Source organism: Veillonella sp. T34266-5, from assembly GCF_002959815.1.
Taxonomy (GTDB): domain Bacteria; phylum Bacillota; class Negativicutes; order Veillonellales; family Veillonellaceae; genus Veillonella; species Veillonella atypica.
In genome coordinates this window covers 36,863-60,075 of record NZ_PPCZ01000011.1, presented here as the reverse complement: position 1 = coordinate 60,075, position 23,213 = coordinate 36,863, and the positions used below count along the sequence as shown (strand labels likewise).

General features: G+C 40.3%; 27 protein-coding genes and 1 other annotated feature. Of the genes, 5 read left to right on the top strand and 22 right to left on the bottom strand.

The window, feature by feature from the left end; all coding sequences use genetic code 11:
• Nucleotides 1-74: 74 nt before the first annotated feature.
• Nucleotides 75-731 carry a hypothetical protein gene (locus tag VIHSUH07_RS04545; protein WP_105084047.1) on the bottom strand — a complete coding sequence of 219 codons (657 nt, stop codon included), beginning with the start codon at nt 729-731 and terminating at the stop codon, nt 75-77.
• A 121-nt stretch (nt 732-852) separates the two neighbouring features.
• On the opposite strand from VIHSUH07_RS04545, the gene VIHSUH07_RS04540 reads away from it, so the two are divergent.
• Genes VIHSUH07_RS04540 through VIHSUH07_RS04530 form a run of 3 tightly spaced genes read left to right on the top strand, consistent with a single transcriptional unit; the run spans nt 853 to nt 2,756 of the window.
• A complete protein-coding gene (locus tag VIHSUH07_RS04540; protein WP_105084046.1) occupies nt 853-1,494 on the top strand; it encodes a hypothetical protein in 642 nt (213 codons plus the stop codon).
• Between the two features lie 10 nt (nt 1,495-1,504).
• Nucleotides 1,505-2,113, top strand: coding sequence for a hypothetical protein (locus VIHSUH07_RS04535; RefSeq protein WP_105084045.1), 609 nt, complete (start codon nt 1,505-1,507; stop codon nt 2,111-2,113).
• A 13-nt stretch (nt 2,114-2,126) separates the two neighbouring features.
• Nucleotides 2,127-2,756 (top strand): hypothetical protein, encoded by a 630-nt coding sequence (locus VIHSUH07_RS04530; protein ID WP_105084044.1) that lies wholly within the window; start codon nt 2,127-2,129, stop codon nt 2,754-2,756.
• Nucleotides 2,757-2,879: 123 nt separating this feature from the next.
• Here VIHSUH07_RS04530 and VIHSUH07_RS04525 read toward each other — a convergent pair whose 3' ends face one another.
• The 10 genes from VIHSUH07_RS04525 to VIHSUH07_RS04485 form a co-directional block, all read right to left on the bottom strand.
• Entirely contained in the window at nt 2,880-3,428 is a 549-nt protein-coding gene (locus VIHSUH07_RS04525; protein ID WP_232500736.1) for a hypothetical protein, read from the bottom strand.
• A complete protein-coding gene (locus VIHSUH07_RS09680) occupies nt 3,425-3,601 on the bottom strand; it encodes a hypothetical protein (RefSeq protein WP_005376470.1) in 177 nt (58 codons plus the stop codon). The genes VIHSUH07_RS04525 and VIHSUH07_RS09680 overlap by 4 nt, the downstream gene beginning before the upstream one ends.
• Nucleotides 3,602-3,751: 150 nt before the next feature.
• Nucleotides 3,752-4,282: a hypothetical protein gene (locus VIHSUH07_RS04520; protein WP_009661809.1), complete on the bottom strand. Its 531-nt coding sequence runs from the start codon at nt 4,280-4,282 to the stop codon at nt 3,752-3,754.
• Between the two features lie 100 nt (nt 4,283-4,382).
• On the bottom strand, nt 4,383-4,712 hold the full coding sequence (locus tag VIHSUH07_RS04515) for a DMT family transporter (protein WP_009661754.1): 330 nt from the start codon (nt 4,710-4,712) through the stop codon (nt 4,383-4,385).
• Nucleotides 4,713-4,785: 73 nt separating this feature from the next.
• The gene (gene leuB, locus VIHSUH07_RS04510) at nt 4,786-5,856 is read right to left on the bottom strand and encodes a 3-isopropylmalate dehydrogenase (RefSeq protein ID WP_005381431.1); all 1,071 of its coding nucleotides are present in this window, start codon (nt 5,854-5,856) and stop codon (nt 4,786-4,788) included.
• A gap of 273 nt (nt 5,857-6,129) precedes the next feature.
• Complete coding sequence (locus VIHSUH07_RS04505) at nt 6,130-6,621, bottom strand: 3-isopropylmalate dehydratase small subunit (RefSeq protein WP_009661705.1); 492 nt, start codon at nt 6,619-6,621, stop codon at nt 6,130-6,132.
• 1 nt (nt 6,622) lies between these two features.
• Nucleotides 6,623-7,882, bottom strand: a complete 1,260-nt coding sequence (gene leuC, locus VIHSUH07_RS04500; protein ID WP_105084043.1) for a 3-isopropylmalate dehydratase large subunit — start codon at nt 7,880-7,882, stop codon at nt 6,623-6,625.
• A gap of 4 nt (nt 7,883-7,886) precedes the next feature.
• A complete protein-coding gene (locus VIHSUH07_RS04495; RefSeq protein WP_105084042.1) occupies nt 7,887-9,428 on the bottom strand; it encodes a 2-isopropylmalate synthase in 1,542 nt (513 codons plus the stop codon).
• A 241-nt stretch (nt 9,429-9,669) separates the two neighbouring features.
• Nucleotides 9,670-9,873 (bottom strand) — a binding site (T-box leader).
• A gap of 132 nt (nt 9,874-10,005) precedes the next feature.
• Entirely contained in the window at nt 10,006-10,413 is a 408-nt protein-coding gene (locus VIHSUH07_RS04490; protein ID WP_105084041.1) for a hypothetical protein, read from the bottom strand.
• Nucleotides 10,414-10,760: 347 nt separating this feature from the next.
• Nucleotides 10,761-11,393: a hypothetical protein gene (locus VIHSUH07_RS04485; RefSeq protein ID WP_105084040.1), complete on the bottom strand. Its 633-nt coding sequence runs from the start codon at nt 11,391-11,393 to the stop codon at nt 10,761-10,763.
• A 173-nt stretch (nt 11,394-11,566) separates the two neighbouring features.
• Here VIHSUH07_RS04485 and VIHSUH07_RS04480 point away from each other — a divergent pair, with 173 nt between their 5' ends.
• Both VIHSUH07_RS04480 and VIHSUH07_RS04475 read left to right on the top strand, forming a co-directional pair.
• Entirely contained in the window at nt 11,567-11,848 is a 282-nt protein-coding gene (locus tag VIHSUH07_RS04480; protein WP_105084039.1) for a type II toxin-antitoxin system RelB/DinJ family antitoxin, read from the top strand.
• 170 nt (nt 11,849-12,018) lie between these two features.
• Nucleotides 12,019-12,366, top strand: a complete 348-nt coding sequence (locus tag VIHSUH07_RS04475) for a hypothetical protein (protein ID WP_105084038.1) — start codon at nt 12,019-12,021, stop codon at nt 12,364-12,366.
• A 393-nt stretch (nt 12,367-12,759) separates the two neighbouring features.
• On the opposite strand, the gene VIHSUH07_RS04465 is transcribed toward VIHSUH07_RS04475, so the two are convergent.
• The 11 genes from VIHSUH07_RS04465 to VIHSUH07_RS04415 all read right to left on the bottom strand — a co-directional run bounded on the left by VIHSUH07_RS04465 (nt 12,760) and on the right by VIHSUH07_RS04415 (nt 23,209).
• Nucleotides 12,760-13,500 carry an ABC transporter ATP-binding protein gene (locus tag VIHSUH07_RS04465; protein WP_105084037.1) on the bottom strand — a complete coding sequence of 247 codons (741 nt, stop codon included), beginning with the start codon at nt 13,498-13,500 and terminating at the stop codon, nt 12,760-12,762.
• A 1-nt stretch (nt 13,501) separates the two neighbouring features.
• A complete protein-coding gene (locus VIHSUH07_RS04460) occupies nt 13,502-14,269 on the bottom strand; it encodes an ABC transporter ATP-binding protein (protein WP_105084036.1) in 768 nt (255 codons plus the stop codon).
• Nucleotides 14,262-15,785 (bottom strand): ABC transporter substrate-binding protein, encoded by a 1,524-nt coding sequence (locus tag VIHSUH07_RS04455; protein WP_105084035.1) that lies wholly within the window; start codon nt 15,783-15,785, stop codon nt 14,262-14,264. The genes VIHSUH07_RS04460 and VIHSUH07_RS04455 overlap by 8 nt, the downstream gene beginning before the upstream one ends.
• A gap of 66 nt (nt 15,786-15,851) precedes the next feature.
• A complete protein-coding gene (locus tag VIHSUH07_RS04450) occupies nt 15,852-16,661 on the bottom strand; it encodes an ABC transporter permease (protein WP_105084034.1) in 810 nt (269 codons plus the stop codon).
• Complete coding sequence (locus tag VIHSUH07_RS04445; protein WP_105084033.1) at nt 16,654-17,604, bottom strand: ABC transporter permease; 951 nt, start codon at nt 17,602-17,604, stop codon at nt 16,654-16,656. Before VIHSUH07_RS04445 ends, VIHSUH07_RS04450 begins: the two co-directional genes overlap by 8 nt.
• A gap of 231 nt (nt 17,605-17,835) precedes the next feature.
• A complete protein-coding gene (locus VIHSUH07_RS04440) occupies nt 17,836-18,429 on the bottom strand; it encodes a hypothetical protein (RefSeq protein WP_105084032.1) in 594 nt (197 codons plus the stop codon).
• 46 nt (nt 18,430-18,475) lie between these two features.
• The gene (locus VIHSUH07_RS04435) at nt 18,476-19,078 is read right to left on the bottom strand and encodes a hypothetical protein (protein WP_105084031.1); all 603 of its coding nucleotides are present in this window, start codon (nt 19,076-19,078) and stop codon (nt 18,476-18,478) included.
• A gap of 136 nt (nt 19,079-19,214) precedes the next feature.
• Nucleotides 19,215-19,973, bottom strand: a complete 759-nt coding sequence (locus VIHSUH07_RS04430) for an SDR family NAD(P)-dependent oxidoreductase (RefSeq protein WP_105084030.1) — start codon at nt 19,971-19,973, stop codon at nt 19,215-19,217.
• A gap of 199 nt (nt 19,974-20,172) precedes the next feature.
• Nucleotides 20,173-20,949 carry a Fic family protein gene (locus VIHSUH07_RS04425; RefSeq protein WP_105084029.1) on the bottom strand — a complete coding sequence of 259 codons (777 nt, stop codon included), beginning with the start codon at nt 20,947-20,949 and terminating at the stop codon, nt 20,173-20,175.
• Between the two features lie 260 nt (nt 20,950-21,209).
• Entirely contained in the window at nt 21,210-22,205 is a 996-nt protein-coding gene (locus tag VIHSUH07_RS04420) for an electron transfer flavoprotein subunit alpha/FixB family protein (RefSeq protein WP_005380054.1), read from the bottom strand.
• Entirely contained in the window at nt 22,205-23,209 is a 1,005-nt protein-coding gene (locus tag VIHSUH07_RS04415) for an electron transfer flavoprotein subunit beta/FixA family protein (protein WP_105084028.1), read from the bottom strand. The genes VIHSUH07_RS04420 and VIHSUH07_RS04415 overlap by 1 nt, the downstream gene beginning before the upstream one ends.
• Nucleotides 23,210-23,213: the final 4 nt, after the last annotated feature.

Below are 23,213 nucleotides of genomic sequence, written 5' to 3'. Positions count from 1 at the left end.
TGTTATTCTATACGATTAGTATAACAATTAAATTTTACCGATGTCAATCAAGAGGCTTAAGAAATGGCTGCTAATTAAATTCTATCAAATCCATCATATGGTAAACTGTATGTCTTATAATCATAGCCAGTAACCCGCCACATTTTGTTATCCATTTGAGTCATCTCTACAGGTAATACTTTCGTTTCGTTAGTCTTTGTATCCAATGCACGAATTTCTATATTAACCACTCCATCTTTCTTATTTTTCTCTTCTATAGAAATTAATTCATATCGTCCTACCTCTTTTAACGTCTGCAAATTATCTTTAAATGGATCTTTAGGGTCGGGCCTATGAGGTATATGTGCTTTTAAATCTTGGTTAAGTAATACCTCTTTTACATCTAAATAATAATTATCTATTGCTGTAAACAACAACGCTTCTCCAAGGTTTAAAATCTTAGTTTCTCCTTTTGAATTAGTTTGAGATATATTCCGCCCATCAGATTCTTTCAATAGTTTTTCAATATACGGATCAAACACCCTATGCAAGATTCCTTCACCATCAACCATTGCAAAAAATGTATCCGTATCACCATCTTGAATTGATTTATATAGTATACGTAATGAATATTCCGGTGACTGCTTATATACAAACTGATAATGCACTCCATAGCCTATACACACTAATGCCCCAATTACTGCTACAATACTCAGTATCCCCTTTACAATTCCAAGTTGTTTAAACTTCATTAACATTTCATCGTTCCTTTCAACTCTATATATTGCCTATATTTATCTAATTAATGTACAATATATCACAACTGACATTTTATAGATAGTTTAAATTTGTAGTTTGAAAGAGAGGACAATTATGAGACGACTATGCCTTATGATTCTAAGTCTATGTATGTTAGTGTTATCTGGGTGTGCCACTATTGACTCGGATGTTCACATCAATCGCGATGGAAGCGGCACTTGGGATGCAACTGTTAAATCTCAAGCCGAGCCATTTGAAAAGAAAGTTATCACCGAAGTACTGGCTAAATATCCAATGCCTGAATATACTATCAAGGCTATTAATAACGATGGAAAAGCAATCAAAGTTGAGGATAACGACACAACAGAGTACAATGCCTGGTCTATAGCATCCGAGTTTAAAAATATAGATGAGTTTACGCTAGTTAGAAATGCTATGACATTGAAAGACAAAAACAAAAACCTAGCACCAGCATTAGAAAAAACAACTTCAGGTACTTATATAGTAGATTTAGGTACTTCGCTTGGAAACACGACAGTTTCTGTATCTGGCACAATTGATAAAGTCAGCGTACAATCAGGCACATTAAAAAATGATAATACTATAACCTTTTCACAAAATGAACGTATGCGTTTCATATTCAAGCCAGATCATAGTTGGTTCTTTTATATTGGAATCGGTATTGGCATAGTAGTCCTAGTAGGCGGTGCCTATATCTTCTATTTACGTCGTAAATATTATGGCGATGCTGCATAAGGAGGCTTTCATGAAACGAAATATTTTAATCGCACTGTTACTTACTTTCACCATGATACTAGTAACGGCTTGTGGTAATAATTCTAGTAATAAGAATGACAACAAAAAATTCGAAGGGACTTGGATTGCTTACAATCAAAAGAGTGATCCAAATCAAATTCAAGAATTAACATTTGAAAATGTAGACGACCAATTACTGGTGTCATTATATACATACTCCTATACTCCATTAATGGATTATTTTTCAAGCGGTCTTGATGAAGCAGATAGTACAAAACAAGGAACTGATACTGCATCGGCCAATGCGGATTATCTATTAACTAAAAAAAGAGACTCTATCCATAATATTCTTCGTACAGCGGTAAATAATAAATTAGATGTAGGACCAAATCCAATTCTCTACAATGAAAAGGATGATACCCTCGTTTACAATAATGTAGTATTCCATAAACAATCTGATGACAACTCGGTTAAAGCATATTTGTCTAAATTAAAAGATGCTATGAAAGATGATGTTATTCAAGGAAGAAAAAAGGATACAGTTGGTAGCTTCCGACCAAAACCAAACATCCAATTCAACTTTTCCTTCGATGATTCCATTCTAGACACCGCACAATAAGGAGACATAGCATATGAAATCTATTATAAAACTAACATGCATCATGATGGCGCTACTTTCTATGCTAGTTATTGCAGGTTGTAGCAATAAACCGGACTATACCGGTACATGGATTGGATACGATGGAGAAAATGCTCTATATCGCCTCACAATTCAGGAAAACGGAAAAGAGTATATGGTTACAGAAGACACATATTTTTATATTCCAGAAAAAGACTTACCAAAACCAAATCTTTTTGCTCTATTCGTAACTGCCAATGACAACTTACCAAACACAAATAACAAATACGATATTAAATATATTTTGCATAAAGACTCTAGGGTAACGACTGCAAAAACAGTCCAACCTGCAAACGGGAAAGCGGACGAGGACCAATATAAAAACCAGCTTAGCTATGACGAAGGACGCACTATGCTTCGTTACATAGAAAAAGATAAAACCCTCCTTCTCAATAATATTCGATATCAAAAGGAAACTTCTGATCTCACCAATAGCTTTCTACAACAAATGCAAGCAGCTATGCGTCGTGAATTAGAACTAAAATACCATAAATATGGTGAACGAGCTATCGGCTCTAATCATAATAAAGTTATACTTGGCAATATTACATTTGACGATAGTACTTTAACAGAAAATAAATGATAAAAGGTGTACCAACACAAATCAATGTGTTGGTACACCTTTTTTTTATGTAACCCTACTATAAATGTCTAATAAACCCGTTTTTACACCCAAAAATATCAGCTATCTATCGACTTATTCATATCAATGTAATTTATCTAAGCTTATTACATATGTTAACAACGCATCACCAGTTTGCTTAGATAATTGCTGAAATCCACAACGCTCATAAAACTCCATAAGTAATTTACGATTTTCACATTCAACTAAAATCGCTCTTCCTCCAACAATATCTTGTGCTTCATTTATATAATCTACAGCAATATTAATTAAGGAGTCCCCAGAAAATTGTTTAACATAGGGATTTGCATAATTTTTACCTAACTGACCGATAAGATATATAGCAGAATCTGGTTTATTAGAGTACCCAGAAACCAGCTTCCGGAGACGATTAGATACACTCTTATCCAAATTCATCGCTTTAAGGGCAAGAGTAAAATATCCCGCCAAATTTCGATGTTCATCAATGACTAAGTACGTTCGACCAAAGTGTTTCTTCTCAAAATCAATGGATTTTTCTTTTAAAAAATCTTCAATATCTTTATTTTTAGGACATGAAAACGTTTCAAAAATCCCACATAATAAATTTTCATCATCTAAATAGTCGCGGATAGAAACAGTCATATATCTCATGGTCTATTCCTCACAACTTGTTCTAAAACTTTACGGCCAGCTTCTTTATTCAACTTATTGATTGTATAATTTTTATTTCGCTTAATTTTCTCCGTCGTATCAAAGGCTTTAACCCATGCTGCTTCATCTTGTTGCCGCACAACTAAGGGTTTAAAAAAGCTTGATGTAGCCACTATCTTCACCTCCATTACTAGAATTAGTTATAAGATATTCTGCCTCAATATTCTACAAATCTATTATAACAATTATAATCACTAAAAAGATAGATTAAGGGGGTGACCAATGGTCACCCCCTATTTCATTCCATATTAGGTTACTATCATTTATTCAATGATGGATTTAGGTATGGCCTTGTAAATATACAAGGAAATATATCCATCAACCATACTATGCACAATAGTGCCACCTCCAACGAGGACAAATACAACGTACATTAAGTCGATATTCGGTAATGTAGTAGTTGTATAGAATAGTAAACAGGCAACAACTTCACCAATAGCATGAATGATAGCGCACACAAAGTTAAAAGTCACAAAAGAAAGAGCATTTGATAATACTTCCATGTGATTTTTAAGATACCAAGCACCAAGCAACGCAAAAAAGATATGTGATGCTGCACGCATAACAATAACGAGAGGGAATCCTGCTACAAAGAATCCTAACGTGGATCCAATAACTACACAAGCCGCCGATTTACGTGATAAAAACATAGCCAAAAAGATTGGCACATGACTGGCCAGTGTATAAGAAGCCGGTGGTATGACGACTTTCAATGGCATTACGATAGGGATCATAATTGCTAAAGCCATCAATAACGCAGTAATGGTTAAATTTCGATACATGGAAGAATTCATAAAGCCCTCCTTATTAGCTCTTCTCTCATCTAACAATATGATTATGGTAATTATGATATAAGACCAATCTAATTAATGGCTATATTAACAGTCTTATAGATTAGTGACCTACGTTCCCCCACAAGTTAAGGATGACAACACCAACTACAATAAGACCTATCCCCAAAATGGTGTACATATTATAGCCCTCACTAAAGATAAAGACCGAAATGAGTGCTGTCACCACGAGGCCTACGCCAGACCAGGTAGCATAGGTAACACTGAGTGGAATATATTTCAGTACATGCGTCAATGTATAGAAAGATCCTACATAGCCACATACGCAGGCAATAGTCTGTAACGGCCGCGTAAAGCCATCAGATGCTTTCAACATGGTCGTAGCAAATAATTCAAGCCCTATAGATAAAGCTAGTAAAAAATATGGTAACATAACGCCTCCCACAAAAAAGAGAGGGCCTTACTACCCTCTCTTCAATACATAAGTACGCACTCAATCGCACCTATTATAAACGTTCGATTACAGCTTGCGCCATTTCTGTGGTACCTACACGTTTCAAACCTTCGCGATAGATATCGCCTGTGCGATAACCATCAACGAGAACTTGTTCAACAGCCTTTTCAATAGCGTCAGCCACTTGAGGTAAATCAAGGGAATGACGGCACATCATAGCTGCGGACAAGATTGTGCCCAATGGGTTTGCCAAGTTTTGGCCCATGATATCTGGTGCGGAACCATGGATTGGCTCGTACAATGCTGTACCAGTCCCCATAGATGCAGATGGTAAAAGCCCGATGGAACCAGAGATAACAGCGCCTTCGTCAGACAAGATATCGCCGAATAAGTTTGTCGTCACGATAACGTCGAATTGTGCAGGATTTACAACAAGTTGCATTGCTGTGTTATCTACATAGAAGTAATCTGTTGCGATGTCTGGATTAGCAGCCGCTTTCTCTTGCGCGATTTTACGCCACAAACGAGAAGAAGCCAATACGTTTGCTTTATCTACGGACACAACCTTTTTGTTGCGTTTACGAGCTGTTTCCATAGCGATGTCCATAATGCGCTCTACTTCGTAACGGCTATATGTTTCTTTATCCCAAGCAAACTCATTAGCACCTTCACCTTGTGCCTCTTCGCGTTCACCAAAATAAATACCACCAGTCAACTCACGAACGATAACAAAATCTACATCTTGTACGAGTTCCTTTTTAAGAGGGGAATACTCTTGCAAAGAAGGATAGATTTTTACAGGACGCAAGTTACAGAACAAACCAAGCTCCTTACGAAGACCGAGGATTGCTTTCTCAGGACGGATAGCAGGATCTACATTATCCCATTTAGGACCGCCTACAGCACCAAGCAATACAGCATCAGCAGCTTTACAAGCCTCAATCGTATCCTCAGTCAAAGGAACGCCGTATGCATCAATAGACGCACCGCCCGCTTTTTTATCAATCCAATTAACCTTTACATTGGCTTTCTCAAAAGCCACATCACACACAGCCTTCGCTGCAGCAATAATCTCAGTACCAATACCATCACCAGGAATCAATACGATATTTTTTTCGCTCATCTATATATTCCTCTCCGACGATGAAGCCCCGTTGCAAGCCTCCATTGCCTTAACGGGCCGAGGCCATAGGCCTCGCCCTAGCAAAAGTCGTTTGCGACGGGGCTTCATCGTCTACATGTATCCATATGTACATCATTGCGAAAAAAATCGCAATGATAAGCTACGTAGAGCCGAGGTGCATGCTCTGACGCGACTTTAGTAGGTCAAGGCCCTCGGCCGATGACCGTTAAGCTAGCTGGAGCGTCAGAGCATCACAGAGGCTCGGCTACGTGCTTATTTGCGATGTTTCGCAAAGTTCACAAGACCTCCTGCTGCCGCAATGTCTTGAATGAATTGTGGCAATTCAGTGCCTTGGTATTGTTCATTTTTAGTCAAGTTGTACACGATGCCTTTAGACAAGTCTACGCCGATAGCATCGCCTGCATCGATACGGTCTACTTGTTCACCGATTTCAATCACAGGTAAACCGATATTGATGGCATTACGGAAGAAGATACGCGCAAAGGAGTGTGCTACGATAACAGGCACGCCTTTTGCTTTAATAACGCCTGGTGCGTGTTCACGAGAGGACCCACAACCAAAGTTTTTGCCAGCTACCATGATTTCGCCAGCTTTCACATTAGGAGCAAAAGTTGTATCAATATCTTCCATCGCATGTTCTGCCAATTCGTTCCAATCAGCAATTGCCAAGTAACGAGCTGGAATGATTACGTCTGTATCTACATCGTCGCCGTAGCGCCAGATTTTTTTGCTTTCAAAATCCATATTAAACCTCCTCAGGACCTGCAATGCGGCCTAATACAGCACTTGCTGCCGCCACGTAAGGGCTTGCCAAATATACTTCAGAATCAACGTGACCCATACGACCACGGAAGTTACGGTTAGTAGTGGAAACGGTTCTTTCACCAGCTGCCATGATACCCATGTAACCGCCGAGGCAAGGACCACATGTTGGCGTGGACACCGCACAGTCAGCTTGGATGAAGATGTCCAACAAGCCATCTTTCATCGCTTGATCGTATACATCTTGAGAACCAGGGATTACGATACAACGAACGAATGGAGCCACCTTGCGACCTTTGAAGATTTCAGCAGCTGCCACCAAGTCTTCGTAACGGCCATTTGTACAAGATCCGATGATAACTTGGTCGATTTTGATATCTTTGTCGATTTCGTTGATGTAATGCGTATTGGATGGCAAATGAGGGAATGCCACAACTGGTTGCAATTTAGCTAAATCAATTGTCACAGTTTGTGCATATACCGCATCAGGATCAGCATTGATAGGTTCTACAGGACGGTTGACACGACCTTTAATATATTCTTCGGTAATTTCATCATATGGGAACACGCCACATTTGCCGCCCGCTTCGATAGCCATGTTACAGATTGTGAGACGGTCAGCCATAGTCATATGTTTCACGCCTTCGCCAGCGAATTCAAGGGCCATGTAACGAGCGCCATCTACACCGATTTTACCAATCAAATCAAGGATTACGTCCTTACCAGTTACCCATTTGTTAGGTTTGCCGATAAGTTCAACCTTAATAGTTTCAGGTACTTTGAACCAAGTTTTACCTTCAGCCATAGCAACGCCTGCATCTGTAGAGCCAACGCCTGTGGAGAATGCATTTACTGCACCATATGTACAAGTATGAGAGTCAGCACCAATCATCATTTCGCCAGGACCGATAAGACCTTTTTCTGGCAAGATAACGTGCTCAATACCCATGCGACCTACTTCAAAGTAGTTGGTAATACCATGTTCGCGTACGAAATCACGCATGACTTTCGCTTGTGTAGCGGATTGAATATCTTTATTTGGTGTGAAATGGTCAGGCACCAAGTAGATTTTATGACGGTCAAATACTGGTTTTTCAATCTTTTTAAATTCACGAAGCGCTGGTGGGAATGTGATGTCGTTCATCAACACAGCGTCCAAATGACACTCGATGATTTGGCCTGGTTTTACCACATCAAGACCTGCGTGGCGAGCCATGTTCTTTTCAGTAATGGTCATACCCATAATATTATTCTTCCTCCTGTTGTTCTAGCTCCATAGCTAGGAAAATAGAATTAACTGCATTAATATATGCGTTCACACTTGATTTAACGATATCGGTGCTGATACCACGACCGTGGAAAATGCGACCATTATATTCAACCTTAAGGGTTGCTTCCCCAAGGGCATCCTTACCAGCTGTGATAGCGCGGATTTGATAATCTTTCAAACTAATTGGCATACCAACCACACGTTCAACCGCTTTAAGAGATGCGTCAACTGGGCCGTCACCAACCGCAGCATCCGCTCTTTCACCATCCGGCGTATTGAGGCGAACGTCTGCATATGCATAGCCTTTTTCGCCCAATTGATAATGTTGAGAAACAAGCTCGAATGCTTTTTTGTGATCCATGTGTTCCACAACAAGGGCGATGATATCATCGTCGTATACTTGTTTTTTCTTATCTGCCAAATCTTTAAATTTAGCAAATAGGTCGTTGATTTTTTCTTCTGTGAAAGTTTGATGGAATCCCAAGTTTTTCAAATGGTCTTCGAAGGCATGACGGCCGGAATGTTTGCCAAGAACGATGTTTGTCTTTTCAGCACCTACAGACTCAGGCGTCATGATTTCATAAGTTTCAGGGTTACTAAGCATGCCATGTTGATGGATACCAGATTCATGAGCGAATGCGTTAGAACCAACGATTGCTTTATTGGGAGGTACTGCTACACCTGTTAATCGGCTTACCAATTTAGACAATTTTGTGAATTGTTTTGTATCGATGTTTACTTGTAAATCATGGAAATAGTCATGACGTGTTTTAAGAGACATCACAACCTCTTCGATGCCTACGTTACCAGCACGTTCGCCAAGGCCGTTTATCGTACATTCTACTTGACGAGCACCGGCTTCGATAGCTGCCAAGGAGTTAGCATTTGCCAGGCCAAGGTCATCATGGCAATGAACGGAAATGATGACCTTTTCAACACCTGGTGTATGTTCTTTGATGTAACGGATTTTAGACGCGAATTCTTGTGGCATCATGTAACCAACTGTATCTGGTACGTTGATGATTGTCGCACCACCAGCAATAGCTGTGCCATATACTTGGCAAGCAAAATCTAAGTCTGCACGAGATGCATCTTCGCCAGAGAATTCGATTTCATCAACCTTACCCTTAGCCAATTCTAGAATAGCTTTGACCTTATCTAGTACTTGTTCACGAGTCATCTTTAATTTATATTGCATGTGGATTTCGGAAATAGCGATAAACACATGTAAACGGCTGCGCTCCGCATCCTTCAACGCATCTATAGCCTTGATAACGTCCTTCTCATTACAACGGGCCAATGCACAAATCGTTGTGCCCTTTACCTCACGTGCAATAGTTTGAACCGCTTCAAAATCCCCAGGAGATGCTGCAGGGAACCCCGCTTCAATAACATCAATACCAAGGCGTACGAGACCTTTTGCAATCTCAATTTTTTCCGGCGTACGAAGTGCAACGCCCGGTGTTTGTTCCCCATCACGAAGGGTTGTATCAAAGAAATATACGCGATTTTGATCCATAATCTTCACCTTTTCTGTACTAATAAAACATAACACTTTATTATATCTATCAATTGTGAAAGTTTAGTCAAACAAAACGTAGAATTAAAGTGCGTGCTCGCAAGCGACTTTAGTAGGTCGAGGCCCTAGGCCGAAGACCGTTAAGCTAGCTGGAGCGTCAGAGCACCACTTTAATTCGGTCACGTAGTATGGTTGACTAAACTTTTATAAAAAAAAGCCCCTCAGAACAACTATCGTTGCTCAAAGGGGCGTTATATTCATAACACGGTACCACCCTAATTGGGACTCGTTGCGGGTATAACGGAACCACCGTCGATGACTACTGCTGCATTCGCCACCAAAGCTCACGGGAGAGTGTCAGCGTACAACCTCTATTGCCTCGCACCAACCGACAACTCTCTGAAAGCAGGATCTGTAAACCTTTATACCCATTCATAGCTTGTATTTAAAATATAAGGACATTGTACTTTATTCTATAGAGTAATGTCAATTAAAATAAGATGAATATGATACATCACACATTCTTTTTACTAACAAGCACAATAAAAATAGCAGGGTGGCCTCTACGCAATCAATCTTAAAAGCTTATCCAGTCTAAAGCCTCAAAATTATTCAGAATTCGCTTATCCATTTTTACAACTTGATTAGTAAGCTCTATTCGATGATTAATAAACGAAATATCTGTATACCATTCCTTTAAACTAGCATACACTTCATTCTCTAAATCAATAATCATGGTCTCAATGGGATCCCAAGTTTTACATCTTACAGACTCCACCATAACCATACTACTACCTATGAAAGTAACATCCCTACCATAAATCCAAAACGGCAATGATTTCCCCTTTATAGAAATAGAATATATAGCATCTCCATGAGGCGGTTCCGTTTCATATTGTGCTTTTATATTGTACTTTTCCATTATCTCATTGCTAGCATTTTCTATATATGGCAACGTTGAAATCTTATAATTATCTACTTGCATAAAAAAACTCCATTATTTTTAGTATTAATTTTTGCTATACTAATTACGAAGAGAGTCAATTGACGTGAGTTAGGTTCATCTCCGCGAGGAGGTGATACTATGACAAATCATGAAGTTACCTATGTAATTATCATAATTCTGTTATCAGTAGTCACTATCATTGCACTAGTCAAATAGTACAATGATAAACGCCTAACGTATAAAGGAGTGCATTCCTCTAACACGTTAGGCGCCATCATAGTTTTATCAAGTTTTAGATGAGCCTAACGCCCTAATCACGTTAATTGGCTCTCTTTATATTTATATTATAAACTAATCATATTTAAAAAGATAGTACAATAAGTAACTCAATTTATCCCTACGCATTTAATCATTTCTCTAGCCCGTTTAACAGAAATCGGCTCATTAAATAAGAACACATGGTTCTGTCCCTCATGTTCCCATGATGCTAAATAAACGGAGTCATCCACCATTCGATAGGTTACTGTCATGCCATTCACAATATCCGTCTTCTGAGGTAAGTAATCCTTATAATCGCCTGCGATATTACCTGATACTATAGATACTCGGTATTTGATATACTGCGGCATATCGTCGACTCTGTCAAAATATCTCCCTTTTAAAAGCTCATGATAGGAATATACCACTTGTAGTACATCGTGATCTACAACAGTCACATGTATAGCATGTAACCCTTCTACTCCACTTGGCAACTGAGGTTTAAAGTTCAAATGTTGCTTAGCCTCATATAGAGTATCAAACACCTCTAGCGATTGACCTTTACGAGTGCTTCTATAATCCTCATCAGTCATATTGCAACTTCCAAGTCTATGTGGACAAGGAAACTCATTTCGGTCACCATAGGGTTGGTCATAAATAGAATTACCATTGATTCTAAAACGAGTCGAATCATCGGCAGAAACAACACAAATAGAACCTATAAAAGCTAATATAGCCAGTGCACATAAAACCTTTTTCATGATACAATCCCCTGTAAACAAACTACATATAGTAAGTTAATTATATCACCTAAAACCCTAATATTTATATATAAGGATTTTCCCTCCAAAAAACATTTTGCTTGCAAATAGCAAGCAATTGATTGCGAATTTATAGTATTAGCATTACAATATAAATAACAGGAGGTGATACTATGGCTAAAACAGCCTCTATCAGTTTGCGTATCGAGCCAGCGGTAAAAGCACAATTAGAAGCATTATATGCTAGCTTTGGCATATCCGTAACTGATGCGATTAATATTTTTCTCCACACATCACTAATGGAAGGTGGATTTCCATTTCAACCTAAACAACCTCGTTATAACGCGGAAACAGAAGCGGCTATTCAAGAAACAAAAGACATATTAGCAGGAAAAATAAAAGCAAAATCATATGCTAATGTAAAAGAAATGGTTGAGGATTTAGGAAAAATTTAACCAATAAATATCACAAATCTATCTCATTTGATAGTATCTATCTCAAATCATTCTACTATTCAAAATAACTGTAAATGTTATAATGAACTCAACAAAAGGAACAGATGCTCATATGATACTAAATGCACTATTCCAAAACTATAGTTAGTAGTTATATGGAGGAAATAATCATGACACATATACAATTAACACAACTCGTACAAGCCTTATTAGATGCACCAACAAGCAATCCTTCAGTAAAAGAATTCGCTCAATCTTGGCTCGATGCAGAGGGTACAGAAAAACAAGCAGATCTTACGAAACAACTCGTATCCATAGCAGAGCAAAATATTGCACTTATCGACGAAACTATCGGCTTTGCAGGTTCTGAACTCGCTGTACAAATCCTTGGCAAAGAGGGTGCTGCTAACCTATTACAACACGCTAAAGACATCAAAGCACAAGGCGCAGAATTCTGTGACTGCCCTGGCTGCATAGCATGTAAAAATGTTATCGATTTGAAAGCGGAAATTGCTTAATAATCTATTACCTATTAAGAGGTCATCGACACACTGTTGATGGCCTTTTTATATTCAAAACGCCCCCGATAAAAGCCGTCGTTGCAGTTGCGAGTCTAATCCATAAACTCTTTTTTGCTATCTACACGTTTATAAAATTCCTCGCGGCGATCAAACATGATATCCTATGACTAAAATCATATCTAGATTGTAATAAGCTAACTTTCTTTCAACGGTCCGAGTACCTTCATTTTGAACTGTCAACTTATAGTTGACAGTTTCCTCTTCAGACAATTAGTATACGTTAAATTAAAAGAAGCCTTCTATATTACTATCATTGTAATACAGAAGGCTCAAGACTTTATCAACTATTAAATTTTTAAAACTGCATATCCATTAAATTATCTATTCCTATTACTCACTCGCTTCCACAAGTGCTTGTGTATATGGGTGTACCGCTTCTTTAAGTCGTTTTGATTCGATGGTTTCTACGATTTGTCCGTCTTTCATGACAATGATTCGGTCTGTTACGGCTTGTAATAGTCCGATGTCATGGCTGACAAATACGTAGCCGAAGGGTTGTTCCGTATATAGTTTTTGTAGGAGGTCTAGCACCAACTTTTGATTCACCGCATCAAGGGCTGATGTAGGTTCATCAAAGAGTACTAATTTAGGATTCATCAGCATGATCCGTGCTAATACAACACGTTGCAGTTGACCACCGCTGACTTCGTGAGGGTATTTATGAACCGTATTCTCCGGTAAGTCGACCCGTTGTATCCATTTGCAGATATCGCCCTTTGCTGCCTCTATATCCATGAGACCATAGTTAATATACGGCTCTAAGAGAAATGCTTCTAAGTTCATCCTTGGAGGAATCACCGCCAAGGGATTTTGAAACATCATCTGCATGGAACGATATATTTCTGTATGGTTTTGAATGGATGTTACGTCTTCACCAAAGAGTCGCAGACTCCCAGAGGTAGGTTTTTCTAACATAGCAATCAGTCTAAGGAGAGTACTTTTACCAGAACCACTGCCACCTGCAATGCCTACTCGTTCATTGGGAGCCACGGAAAAGGATACGTTATCAACGGCATGGACCGTATGATTGTGGTTCGTATATTGTTTACAGATTTTCTCGAGTTGAATCATACTACACCACTTTCATTACGGAATCTAACAAGATGCGAGTATACTCATCCTTTGGATGGGCCATGACCTCTTCGGATGATCCCACTTCAACGAGTTGCCCCTTATTCATAACCCCAATGCTATTGGCAATGCGAGCAGCCGCCTTGATATTATGGGTTACAATAATCACCGTTGCCCCAAGAGCCTGTGTAACCTCTTTCATAAGGTCTAGTACGGAAGCTTGTATTAGCATGTCTAAGGCACTAGTCGGTTCGTCAGCAAACACGATGCTAGGCTTTAAGATGAGGCTTAAGGCTATTGCTAACCGTTGTTGCATACCACCGCTCAACTGAAACGGATAGGACTGCAAAATACGTTCTCCATCGGTTAAGTGAACGAGATTAAGCATATCTATAACGCGGCTTACATCATAGCTTTCACCATGAGCACGGAATAAATCTTTGAAGTGATTTTCTACGGTTCGATTTGGGTTTAGATAGGCGCTGGGATTTTGAAAGATCATGGAAATCTTCGTACCCCGCAATTGTCGCCAATCACCATCACTTAAGGTGGAAACATCGGTGCCATTTAGCAAAATTTGGCCCCTAATGTTAGCTTGTTTCAACATGCCAAAGGCGGCACGAACTAACGTAGATTTACCAGAGCCGCTTTCACCAACGATGGCAAAGACCTCCCCATTGGGCACGGAGAAGGATACATCGCGCACCGCTTGCTCCGCACCGTATGAAATTGTAACCTTATCAAATACTATACAGTCAGATTTATTCAATAGTAGAATCCTTTGTTAATAAGTAGTAATCGATTGGATGTACTGGAACATTTTTAACTTTTGTAGTAGATACAACCGTTGCACTTGGATACAACAAATAAATATCTGCTACGTCATCAACTAAGATTTGTTGTGCTTGTTTAGCAATATTAGAGCGTTCGTTTTGATCAAATGTTACAGATAATTGGTCGATTAACGCATCTACTTGAGGGTTAGAGTAGCCACCAACATTTGCTTTCGCACCAGTTTTGTAGAACAAGCTGAGGAACCAATAAGGATCGTTTGTAGACATAGTAATAACATTACGTTCTACTAAGTCAAAACCATCTGTACCAAGTGTATCTACTTCATCAGGGCTTTGTAATTTCTTAAGAGTTACAGCAATACCTGCTTTTTTCAATTCTTGTTGAATTTCTTCATATAAGCTTGTGTCTTTACCCCAAACAGCAAGAGTAATCGCTAATTCTTTACCGTCTTTTGCGTACATGCCGTTTGCATTTTTAGCATAGCCAGCTTGAGTCAAGATTTGGTCAGCTTTCGCCACATCTGTCATCGCTTTATTAGCAATCGCGTCATAGCCTAAGTTGGCAGATGGCGGGAATGGTGCCGCACCTGGTGTGGAGCCATTGCCAATAATTTTTGCCATAGAATCATAATTAATAATATGAGCAATCGCATTACGTACAGCTTTATCATGCAACGGAGAAGATTCTGTGTGATTTACTTTCAACATAAGTACACGAACGCCTGCGATATCTTGAATATTGAAACCGTCTTTGAATAAGCTACGGTTAGCAGAGTCCACTTTTTGAATCACGTCTACGTCTTTAGATTGTAACGCCATAGCGCGTTTATTGTTGTCTTCGATGTCTTTTACAGTTACAGAATCAAGACCTGGTTTACCGCCCCAGTAATCTGCGAAGGCAACGAGTTCAATTGTTTCACCTTTTTTGAAATTAGTGATTTTGTAAGGGCCTGTAAGAACTGGTTTAGATGCTACATCTTTAAGGTCTGCAGTATCCATAATAACGAAAGCAGGTTCAGTCAAGCTGGATAACAAGGAACCATTAGGCTCTGTAGTTTTAATGATCAAGTTTTGACCATCTACTGTGATGGACTCGATTTTAACTGCTTTAGCGGAACGAGCACTTTGTTTCATCGTATACTCGATGGACTCTTTTACCTTTTGAGGTGTCATCGGTGTACCATTGTGGAATTTAACGTTTTCACGGATATGGAATTTCCATGTTGTAGGGTCCACATTTTCCCAAGAATCTGCCAATTGTGGGGCAAATTTCATATCCGGTGTTACAACGGCTAAGTTTTCACCTGCACCGATACGAGTCAATGTCCACGCATCCCATTCGTGAGTTGGATCTAATGTTTCACCAAACCAATACAAACCAACATTCATATGCTTCCCTTGTTTGCTGTCTTTAGCAGTATCATTGCCACAGCCGGCCAAGAGAGCTACCATGCATAGCATGGACAAACATGCTAACAACCAACGTTTCATAGTATCTCCTTTAAAATACATCGCCTCGTTGAGGCTTTCACCATAAAAAATCTATACACAGCACGGTTAACGAGATACATCGAGAGCATCGCGCAACGCATCGCCAATATAGTTAAATAAAACAACAGTAATAAAAATAGCAAGCCCCGGGTAAATTAACAGCCACGGTGCCGTTTGTAGAAAATCTCGGGAGCTCAACAAGATAGCGCCCCACTCCGGATCCGGCGGTTGCACACCGATGCCAATGAGCGAGAAACTGGCTACCAAAATGATGGCATCCCCTAGATGTTGAATAATGACAATCACCAACGGTGGCAATACATTCGGCAGAATATAGCGCCATAAAATTCGTAGGTTTGAAGCGCCCGACATGCGAGCAAAGGTAATATACTCTGCGTGGCGTTCAATCAGTACGAGACCTCTCGTGATACGGGCATATTCCGCCCATTTCGTAATGCACAGGGAAATGATGACATTCGTAATGCTCGGCCCCATGATACCAATGAAAGCAATGGCAATGACCATGTTCGGGAATCCAAGTACTAAATCGATTAAACGAGATAACCAACGGTCAACGCGAGGTGTAGAGAATCCTGCTAATCCACCAATAACGATACCGATGGCCCCACTAATGCCAATGATGGTGAAAGCAATCCCTAAAGAGGCTTTACCACCGTACAGAATACGAGACCACACATCACGACCGAGTTGGTCAGTCCCTAATAGATGGGTACTACTAATGTCTTGTAAGCGGTCCGCAACACTCGTCGTTTCAGGATCAAAGGGAGCTATATACGGAGCACACAGGAAAAATACAATCCACAAAGCGGATAATACCAACATTGCGTATAAAGTATAAGGCTTTCGTCTACTCATAGGAGCCTCCTTTTATAGCGGCTCTTCGCTTCGGATTCAGCCAAACACTCAATACATCAATGATAATATTAATCACGATGAACACCATAGTAATCCAAATAATGTAACCTTGCATCAATACATAATCGCGAGCCATAATACCTTGCACCATCATGTAACCAATACCTTTTATGGCGAATACCGTTTCAATAACGGCAGAGCCACCTAGCATAGCGCCCATCGTTACCCCCATCATAGGCAACAACATAAGACCTACATGAGGGAATATGTAACGGGTGTAAACCATCCATTCTGGCAAGCCTAATGCTCGCGCTCCCTGTACAAAGGGTTGTCGCGACACTTCTAAAATAGCATTGCGCAATCGACGAATGTAGAGACCACATATCCATAAAGCAAGGGTTACCGCGGGCAAAACATAGGCAGAAAATCCAGTGGTATTCGTTACTGACACTAACTGTAGTTTAACACCAAATAAATACAGTAATAATAAACCGACCCAGAAGCTAGGAATTGCTAATGCTAGGAATGTAAGGAGACGAACCCCATGATCAATCCATGAGTCTTGATACTTTGCAGATAGCATACCGAGAGGTATGGTCACCACTATCCCCATAACAAGAGATAAGGATACGAGCCCTAAGGTATTAGGCAAGGCGCCACCAAGAATGGTCGCTACTGGTAAAGCGTACAGAATGGACTCACCAAAGTCCCCTTGTACAATTTGACCTAACCAACGTAAGTATTGCTGCCACCAAGGATCATTGAGACCCAACTGCTCTCGTATCTGTGCAACTACAACTGGATCTGGTGTAGCTCCTAGAAGATTAAACTTCATCGACACGGGATCAATAGGAGATAATTTTATCAATACAAATGTACCGATGGTAACAACCAATAAAATACCTACAATACCTGCCAAACGTTGTAGTATTAATCGATACAATACATCACCTGCCTTCTTTATCAAAAAATAACTATATTTTATTTTAACAATGATTCTAATTTTCTAATATACCCCTATGGGTATATTAGAATGATTTTCATTATGAAATTTTAGCATATATGCTAAAACGGCCCCTCATAAGAGGAGCCGCTTCTTATATAACCCTTACAGTGTCCATGCGAGTGCTTCACCACAGCTCGCATGCCTATCCCACTAGGCTTGACTGTTATATTATTTTGTATATGCTGTATGTGCTGTAGATGCTACAGTGTTAGCAATAATAGCCTTCGCCATGTCGCGAGTTACAGGGCGTTCAAAGTACATCGCATGGTTTTGACCATCTTTTGTCCAACCAACGAGGTACACCATATAATTACCACCTTTGAAAGTAACCTTTGTACCGTTTACTTTTTCTGTAGCTGTAACGCGATAATTCTTATGATCACCACTGATATCACCTTTTGTAGTACCTACGCGATACACAATACGTTTGCCTGCTGCTTGGTTCCGCGTTGTATCTTCACCAGCTTGGTAAACATACACAACTTGCAAAACATCTTTATTGATTGTGCTTACAGACTCAACATTATAGCCTACAGGTAATACTTTAGGTAGATGAGGCATAATATTCATGTATTTAGCGGCTTCATCAATAGTGCTAAACTCATGTATAGGATTTGGCATGCCAACCATAGGCGCCGCCTGTTCTGCTACCATAGGCTTAGCTGGATCAGGTGGTACATCAAAAGTACCTTGCGCACCAGCAACAGTGTAAGAACCTACACAAGCACACGCAACTGCCATTAATACAAATTTTTTAACCATGAGTATAATCTCCCTTCGGTCAATAAAAAAAATATTAAAAACACATTTATTTTGTATGTGATTTTTCCTCAACAATATTATGGATAATAGCCTTCGCCATATCTCGTGTAACGGGGCGATAAAAATCTAAAGAATGATTTTGTCCATCTTTTATCCACGATGCAAGATAAACCATTTTCTTACCACCTTTGAAAGTAACCTGTGTACCATCTACACTTTCAGTTTCTATAACCTTATGAATCTTATGGTCATCGCTGATATCACCCTTTAATTTAGTAGATGTACGATAAAAAATAAGAGCACCACCGGCTTTATTTACATACGGATCTATACCGGGTTCATACACGTACACAACCTGTAAAATATCTTTCTCAATAGTAATGATAGATTGAATATTAAAACCTACAGGCAATAGCTTCGGCATCTGAGGTCGAAACCCTATATATTCAGACGCTTCTTCTACAGTGGTAAACACATGTACGGGACTTGGCATAATAACGCCAGGAACAGCCGCCTCAACAGACATTTCTATGGGTTCAGAAACTTTAGTTTGTGCATCCGTTGCACCTTGAGCTTCAACGACTCCATAGGTACCAATAGCTGCACATGCTAAAGAAGCCACTAGTAATGTCTTTAACTTAGTTGCCATAACAACAATCTCCGAAAATATATTTTGTAAAATTATATTTATCAAAATACGCTTAACAAGTATATCCTAAGTGATATAGGATTTCAAGTAATAAATACTACCTATATCATGTTATCAAGCTTAGAATAATAGCCTATTATTTCTTATGAACCATAAAGCCTGCCGCTTGTTGGTTCGCCATAATTGTTACATCTGAAATTTGCATGCGTTTAGGTTGGTTTGTTACATACAATACAACATCTGCTACATCCTCTGGTTGAACTGCCTCAATGCCAGCATATACAGATTTTGCGCGTTCTGCATCACCGTGGAATCGTACTTCACTAAATGGAGTTTCTACGATGCCTGGTTGAATCGTTGTAACCTTAATATCAGTAGCAATAGTATCCATACGAATACCGTCAGCTAACATCTTAACAGCCGCCTTTGTTGCACAGTAAACGGCACCGCCTGGGTATGCGTAAATCCCAGCTGTAGAGCCCATATTCACGATATGACCTTCGTTTTTATCTATCATGAAAGGTAATACTGCCTTTGTTACATAAAGAAGTCCTAATACATTCGTATTAATCATTGTGACTGCATCTTCTACAGCACTATCTTGGAATGAATCGAGTCCCTGTGCAAGGCCAGCATTATTGACTAATACATCGATACCACCGAATGCCTCAATAGCTGGTTTCACCTTTGACTCTACATCTTCACGTTTGCTCACATCGAGAACAAGCGTATCCACACGAACGCCATATTGTTGTTCAAAATCTTCCTTAATCGCCGCCAATCGATCTGCACGACGACCAGCAAGTAATAAATTATCGCCATCCTTGGCGAATGCACGGGCACACTCAAGGCCGATACCAGAAGTAGCACCTGTAACGAAAATTTTGCGGTTCATATGTATTCCTCCTTCAAAAGCCGGTCCTGATGGGCTCCCAAAACCTCCACCGGCCGGGTCTGACTACGCCCTACGGGCTTCGCAGGGCCAAAGTCGGTTTTGGAAACCCATCAGGACCTTACTTTAAATACGTTATCCTTATTTCCCGCAAAGATTTTCGTTACAGGAATAAAGAAAAAATAGTAATTCAGGACCTCAATTATAATTTATGTTTTGTGGATCCTTCTTTTAGATTTGTGTCTATAGTTTTACCAAGTTCGGATTTACTTACATCTTGGATTTCATAGCCCCAGCGTTTTAGCATGGTTTGTTGTTCTTGTTCTAGGAAATCGAAGAATTGAATGCGATGTTGCTCAGGACTTTCATAATATCCAATTAAAGCAGTCCGATATTCTACTTCGTGCGATTTTGTAATCGTAATCGGACACAATCCATTCTGAATTAGGTTGCCATTCATCATGAGAAGAGCAGTTCGTTTATTACCATCGCCAAAGAACTGATTACGAGCCATCTCGGCATATAATAGAAGCGATTGTTCCAACGGATTATCCTCTAGCTCTTGGCACCTAGCTACTAATTCATCCCAACAGAAATTTAAATCCAAAGGATTAGGCGGTGTGTAACTTGTACCACCTATAGCTACTGGTGCATTGCGAAATCCAGCAAATCCTAGGCGGTTCTCACTTTCAGAAACCAACTTATTATATTCGATAGCCACTAACTTATTAATCTGAAATCGTTTTAAGCGCAAATCTTCTATCAAGGCTTGCCAGCCACGATTAATATTATCTATTTGTCGAGTTTCACTCACACTGAGCCCCGCCACAGAAGTACCACACACAATCGTCTCAACCTGCGGATACGTCGCCGTGTTTCCCTCCATCTGTGCCATATCAAACACAAACTGAGCACGCAACTTCTCAGCGATAAACAGTGCTAAATCAAAACCTACATAACCATTACTATCAGAGGTCACAACATCACCTCCCTACGTCCATTCAACTATAATATGTATAACACCATTTTACCATATTTCTACTTGTATTATTTCAACGATTATATTGGCGCTAAAAATAAACTAATGTAGATAGCAAAGAACCGATAGAGTTCTGAAAACGACTTTGGCCCTGTTCCTACCAACGAATGTGTCGGCGCCAATTTAATGGACACATAAAAAGATTGGGCCTATGGCTATATCGACTGTAGAAGAAAGAAAGGGCCCAATCTTTTTATGTTCTATTTTAAATGCGCCAACATATCGTTGAGAACTTCCATACAATCCCCAACAATCCCATAGTTCGCGTGTTGGAATATTTCCGCCTTCGGATCATTGTTAATGGCGACGATTGTGTCGGCCCCAGAGATGCCACTTACGTGTTGGATTGCGCCAGAGATACCAAATGCCAAGTATAGTTTAGGGCTTACGGTTTTACCTGTTTGGCCTACTTGGTATGGCAATTCAATCCAGCCTTTTTCAACGAGTGGACGTGTAGCACCTACAACGCCGCCGATAGCATCAGCGAGTTCGTAGAGTTTATCAAAGTTTTCCTTTGAACCCATACCACGACCACCAGCTACGATGATATCCGCTTCTTGGATATTATAACCAGACTTGCTGAATGGAATAAAATCTAGTCGTTTGGTGCGAATGTCTTCGGACTTAAGGTCAAATTGTTCAAGTTGGATACGGCCCCAACTGTCCGCAATGCGCTCAGGTTTTTTGAATACATTAGGACGAACAGAGCCCATTTGTGGACGATGGTTTGGCGAAATAATTTCAGCCAAGATATTGCCACCTAAAGCAGGACGGGTCCATTCTACAAGGCCTTCTTCTGTATCTACAGTTAGGATAGTGCAATCTGCTACAACGCCATTTTGCATGCGACCAGACATGCGCGGTGCTAGGTCGCGGCCATTGTTGGTAGCACCAATTAAAAGGATATTCGGTTTATGGTCTTCAAAGAAATCCGTCAATACCTTTGTATAGCCATCCGTTGTATAGTATTTCAAAAGGGGACTTTCAAAAACGTGAACAATATCGGCACCATGAGCCACAAGTTCCTCCGCCTCAGCTTGTACGTTTTCACCGAGAAGCATCACTTGCACGAGCTGGCCCAGTTCCTTGGCAATGCGGCGGGCTTGACCGATAAGTTCATACGTAACTGGATGCACTACGTCATCGATGGTATCAGCTACGACAAAAACGTCTCTGTATTCATCAAAATTTGTCATTATCGGTCACCTCCTTCGGAAACAGCATCAGATTTAGCGGCCTCTGCTGCAAATGTATTTGGATCTACCGCCTTAGGTTCGCTAGGCACCACGCTTTCAACAGATGCAGCTCGCTGTACTGGGTCATTTACGTCAATGCCCTCATCGTCTTGCACCTCTACAACCGGTGTGTCATTTGGTACCAAAAGGTGTGCGAACTTTTCAGGCTTGATATGGTACGCCAATTCAAGCACCTTTTTGGCGCCTTCGTCGACGGATGAAAGCATTTCTACCTTGCCACGAAGCGGTGGTTGATATACCTTGCGTACCCGTGTTGGAGAACCTGTAAGGCCAATGCGGCTTTCATCAATATGAGGCATATCACGTAAGGTAATATGATTAATAGTATATCGTTTCGCGTAAATGGAGCTCCAAAGGCCAGGTTGACGTGGCTCGTTAAGTTCGGCTGTCGTCGTCACCAGCAATGGCAACGGAGCTTCAATCACTTCATAACCGTTCTCGTGCTCCCGCTTTACAATCGCCTTTTGAGAGGCTTGGTCTACGGAAAATTCACAAGCATAGGTAGCTTGCGCCATACCGAGTTCCTCTGCGATTTGAGGGCCCACCTGTGCTGTATCGCCATCGATAGCTTGTTTACCGCAGAAAATGAGTTGGAATTGACGGTTCATGGTTCGTTGAATATGACGAATAGCGGATGCAATGGTATAACTCGTAGCCAATGTATCGGCACCACCAAAGGCACGATCTGTTACGAGCACCGCATCATCAGCGCCTAACGCCAAGCATTGACGCAATGCCTCTTCGGCTTGTGGTGGGCCCATGGTCACAACCGTAACGCGACTGCCTTCAATTTGGTCTTTCACAGTCAAAGCCGCCTCAAGCGCGTGCATGTCGTAAGGGTTTACAATACTAGGCAGACCTGTGCGGATGAGATTATTTGTTTCCGGATCTAGTTTAATTTCCGACGTATCCGGTACTTGTTTTATACAGACTAATAATTCCATGCAC

Bases quoted from the DNA above. Each gene is read 5' to 3' on its own strand.
- VIHSUH07_RS04415 (WP_105084028.1), bottom strand. From the start codon at position 23,209: ATGGAATTATTAGTCTGTATAAAACAAGTACCGGATACGTCGGAAATT.
- leuC (WP_105084043.1), bottom strand. From the start codon at position 7,882: ATGGGTATGACCATTACTGAAAAGAACATGGCTCGCCACGCAGGTCTT.
- VIHSUH07_RS04530 (WP_105084044.1), top strand. From the start codon at position 2,127: ATGAAATCTATTATAAAACTAACATGCATCATGATGGCGCTACTTTCT.
- VIHSUH07_RS04505 (WP_009661705.1), bottom strand. From the start codon at position 6,621: ATGGATTTTGAAAGCAAAAAAATCTGGCGCTACGGCGACGATGTAGAT.
- VIHSUH07_RS04495 (WP_105084042.1), bottom strand. From the start codon at position 9,428: ATGGATCAAAATCGCGTATATTTCTTTGATACAACCCTTCGTGATGGG.
- VIHSUH07_RS04435 (WP_105084031.1), bottom strand. From the start codon at position 19,078: ATGGCAACTAAGTTAAAGACATTACTAGTGGCTTCTTTAGCATGTGCA.
- VIHSUH07_RS04450 (WP_105084034.1), bottom strand. From the start codon at position 16,661: ATGAGTAGACGAAAGCCTTATACTTTATACGCAATGTTGGTATTATCC.
- VIHSUH07_RS04515 (WP_009661754.1), bottom strand. From the start codon at position 4,712: ATGTTACCATATTTTTTACTAGCTTTATCTATAGGGCTTGAATTATTT.
- VIHSUH07_RS04480 (WP_105084039.1), top strand. From the start codon at position 11,567: ATGGCTAAAACAGCCTCTATCAGTTTGCGTATCGAGCCAGCGGTAAAA.
- VIHSUH07_RS04540 (WP_105084046.1), top strand. From the start codon at position 853: ATGAGACGACTATGCCTTATGATTCTAAGTCTATGTATGTTAGTGTTA.
- VIHSUH07_RS04475 (WP_105084038.1), top strand. From the start codon at position 12,019: ATGACACATATACAATTAACACAACTCGTACAAGCCTTATTAGATGCA.
- VIHSUH07_RS04490 (WP_105084041.1), bottom strand. From the start codon at position 10,413: ATGCAAGTAGATAATTATAAGATTTCAACGTTGCCATATATAGAAAAT.
- VIHSUH07_RS04455 (WP_105084035.1), bottom strand. From the start codon at position 15,785: ATGAAACGTTGGTTGTTAGCATGTTTGTCCATGCTATGCATGGTAGCT.
- VIHSUH07_RS04545 (WP_105084047.1), bottom strand. From the start codon at position 731: ATGAAGTTTAAACAACTTGGAATTGTAAAGGGGATACTGAGTATTGTA.
- VIHSUH07_RS04420 (WP_005380054.1), bottom strand. From the start codon at position 22,205: ATGACAAATTTTGATGAATACAGAGACGTTTTTGTCGTAGCTGATACC.
- VIHSUH07_RS04430 (WP_105084030.1), bottom strand. From the start codon at position 19,973: ATGAACCGCAAAATTTTCGTTACAGGTGCTACTTCTGGTATCGGCCTT.
- VIHSUH07_RS04485 (WP_105084040.1), bottom strand. From the start codon at position 11,393: ATGAAAAAGGTTTTATGTGCACTGGCTATATTAGCTTTTATAGGTTCT.
- leuB (WP_005381431.1), bottom strand. From the start codon at position 5,856: ATGAGCGAAAAAAATATCGTATTGATTCCTGGTGATGGTATTGGTACT.
- VIHSUH07_RS04465 (WP_105084037.1), bottom strand. From the start codon at position 13,500: ATGATTCAACTCGAGAAAATCTGTAAACAATATACGAACCACAATCAT.
- VIHSUH07_RS04520 (WP_009661809.1), bottom strand. From the start codon at position 4,282: ATGAATTCTTCCATGTATCGAAATTTAACCATTACTGCGTTATTGATG.
- VIHSUH07_RS04525 (WP_232500736.1), bottom strand. From the start codon at position 3,428: ATGAGATATATGACTGTTTCTATCCGCGACTATTTAGATGATGAAAAT.
- VIHSUH07_RS04535 (WP_105084045.1), top strand. From the start codon at position 1,505: ATGAAACGAAATATTTTAATCGCACTGTTACTTACTTTCACCATGATA.
- VIHSUH07_RS04440 (WP_105084032.1), bottom strand. From the start codon at position 18,429: ATGGTTAAAAAATTTGTATTAATGGCAGTTGCGTGTGCTTGTGTAGGT.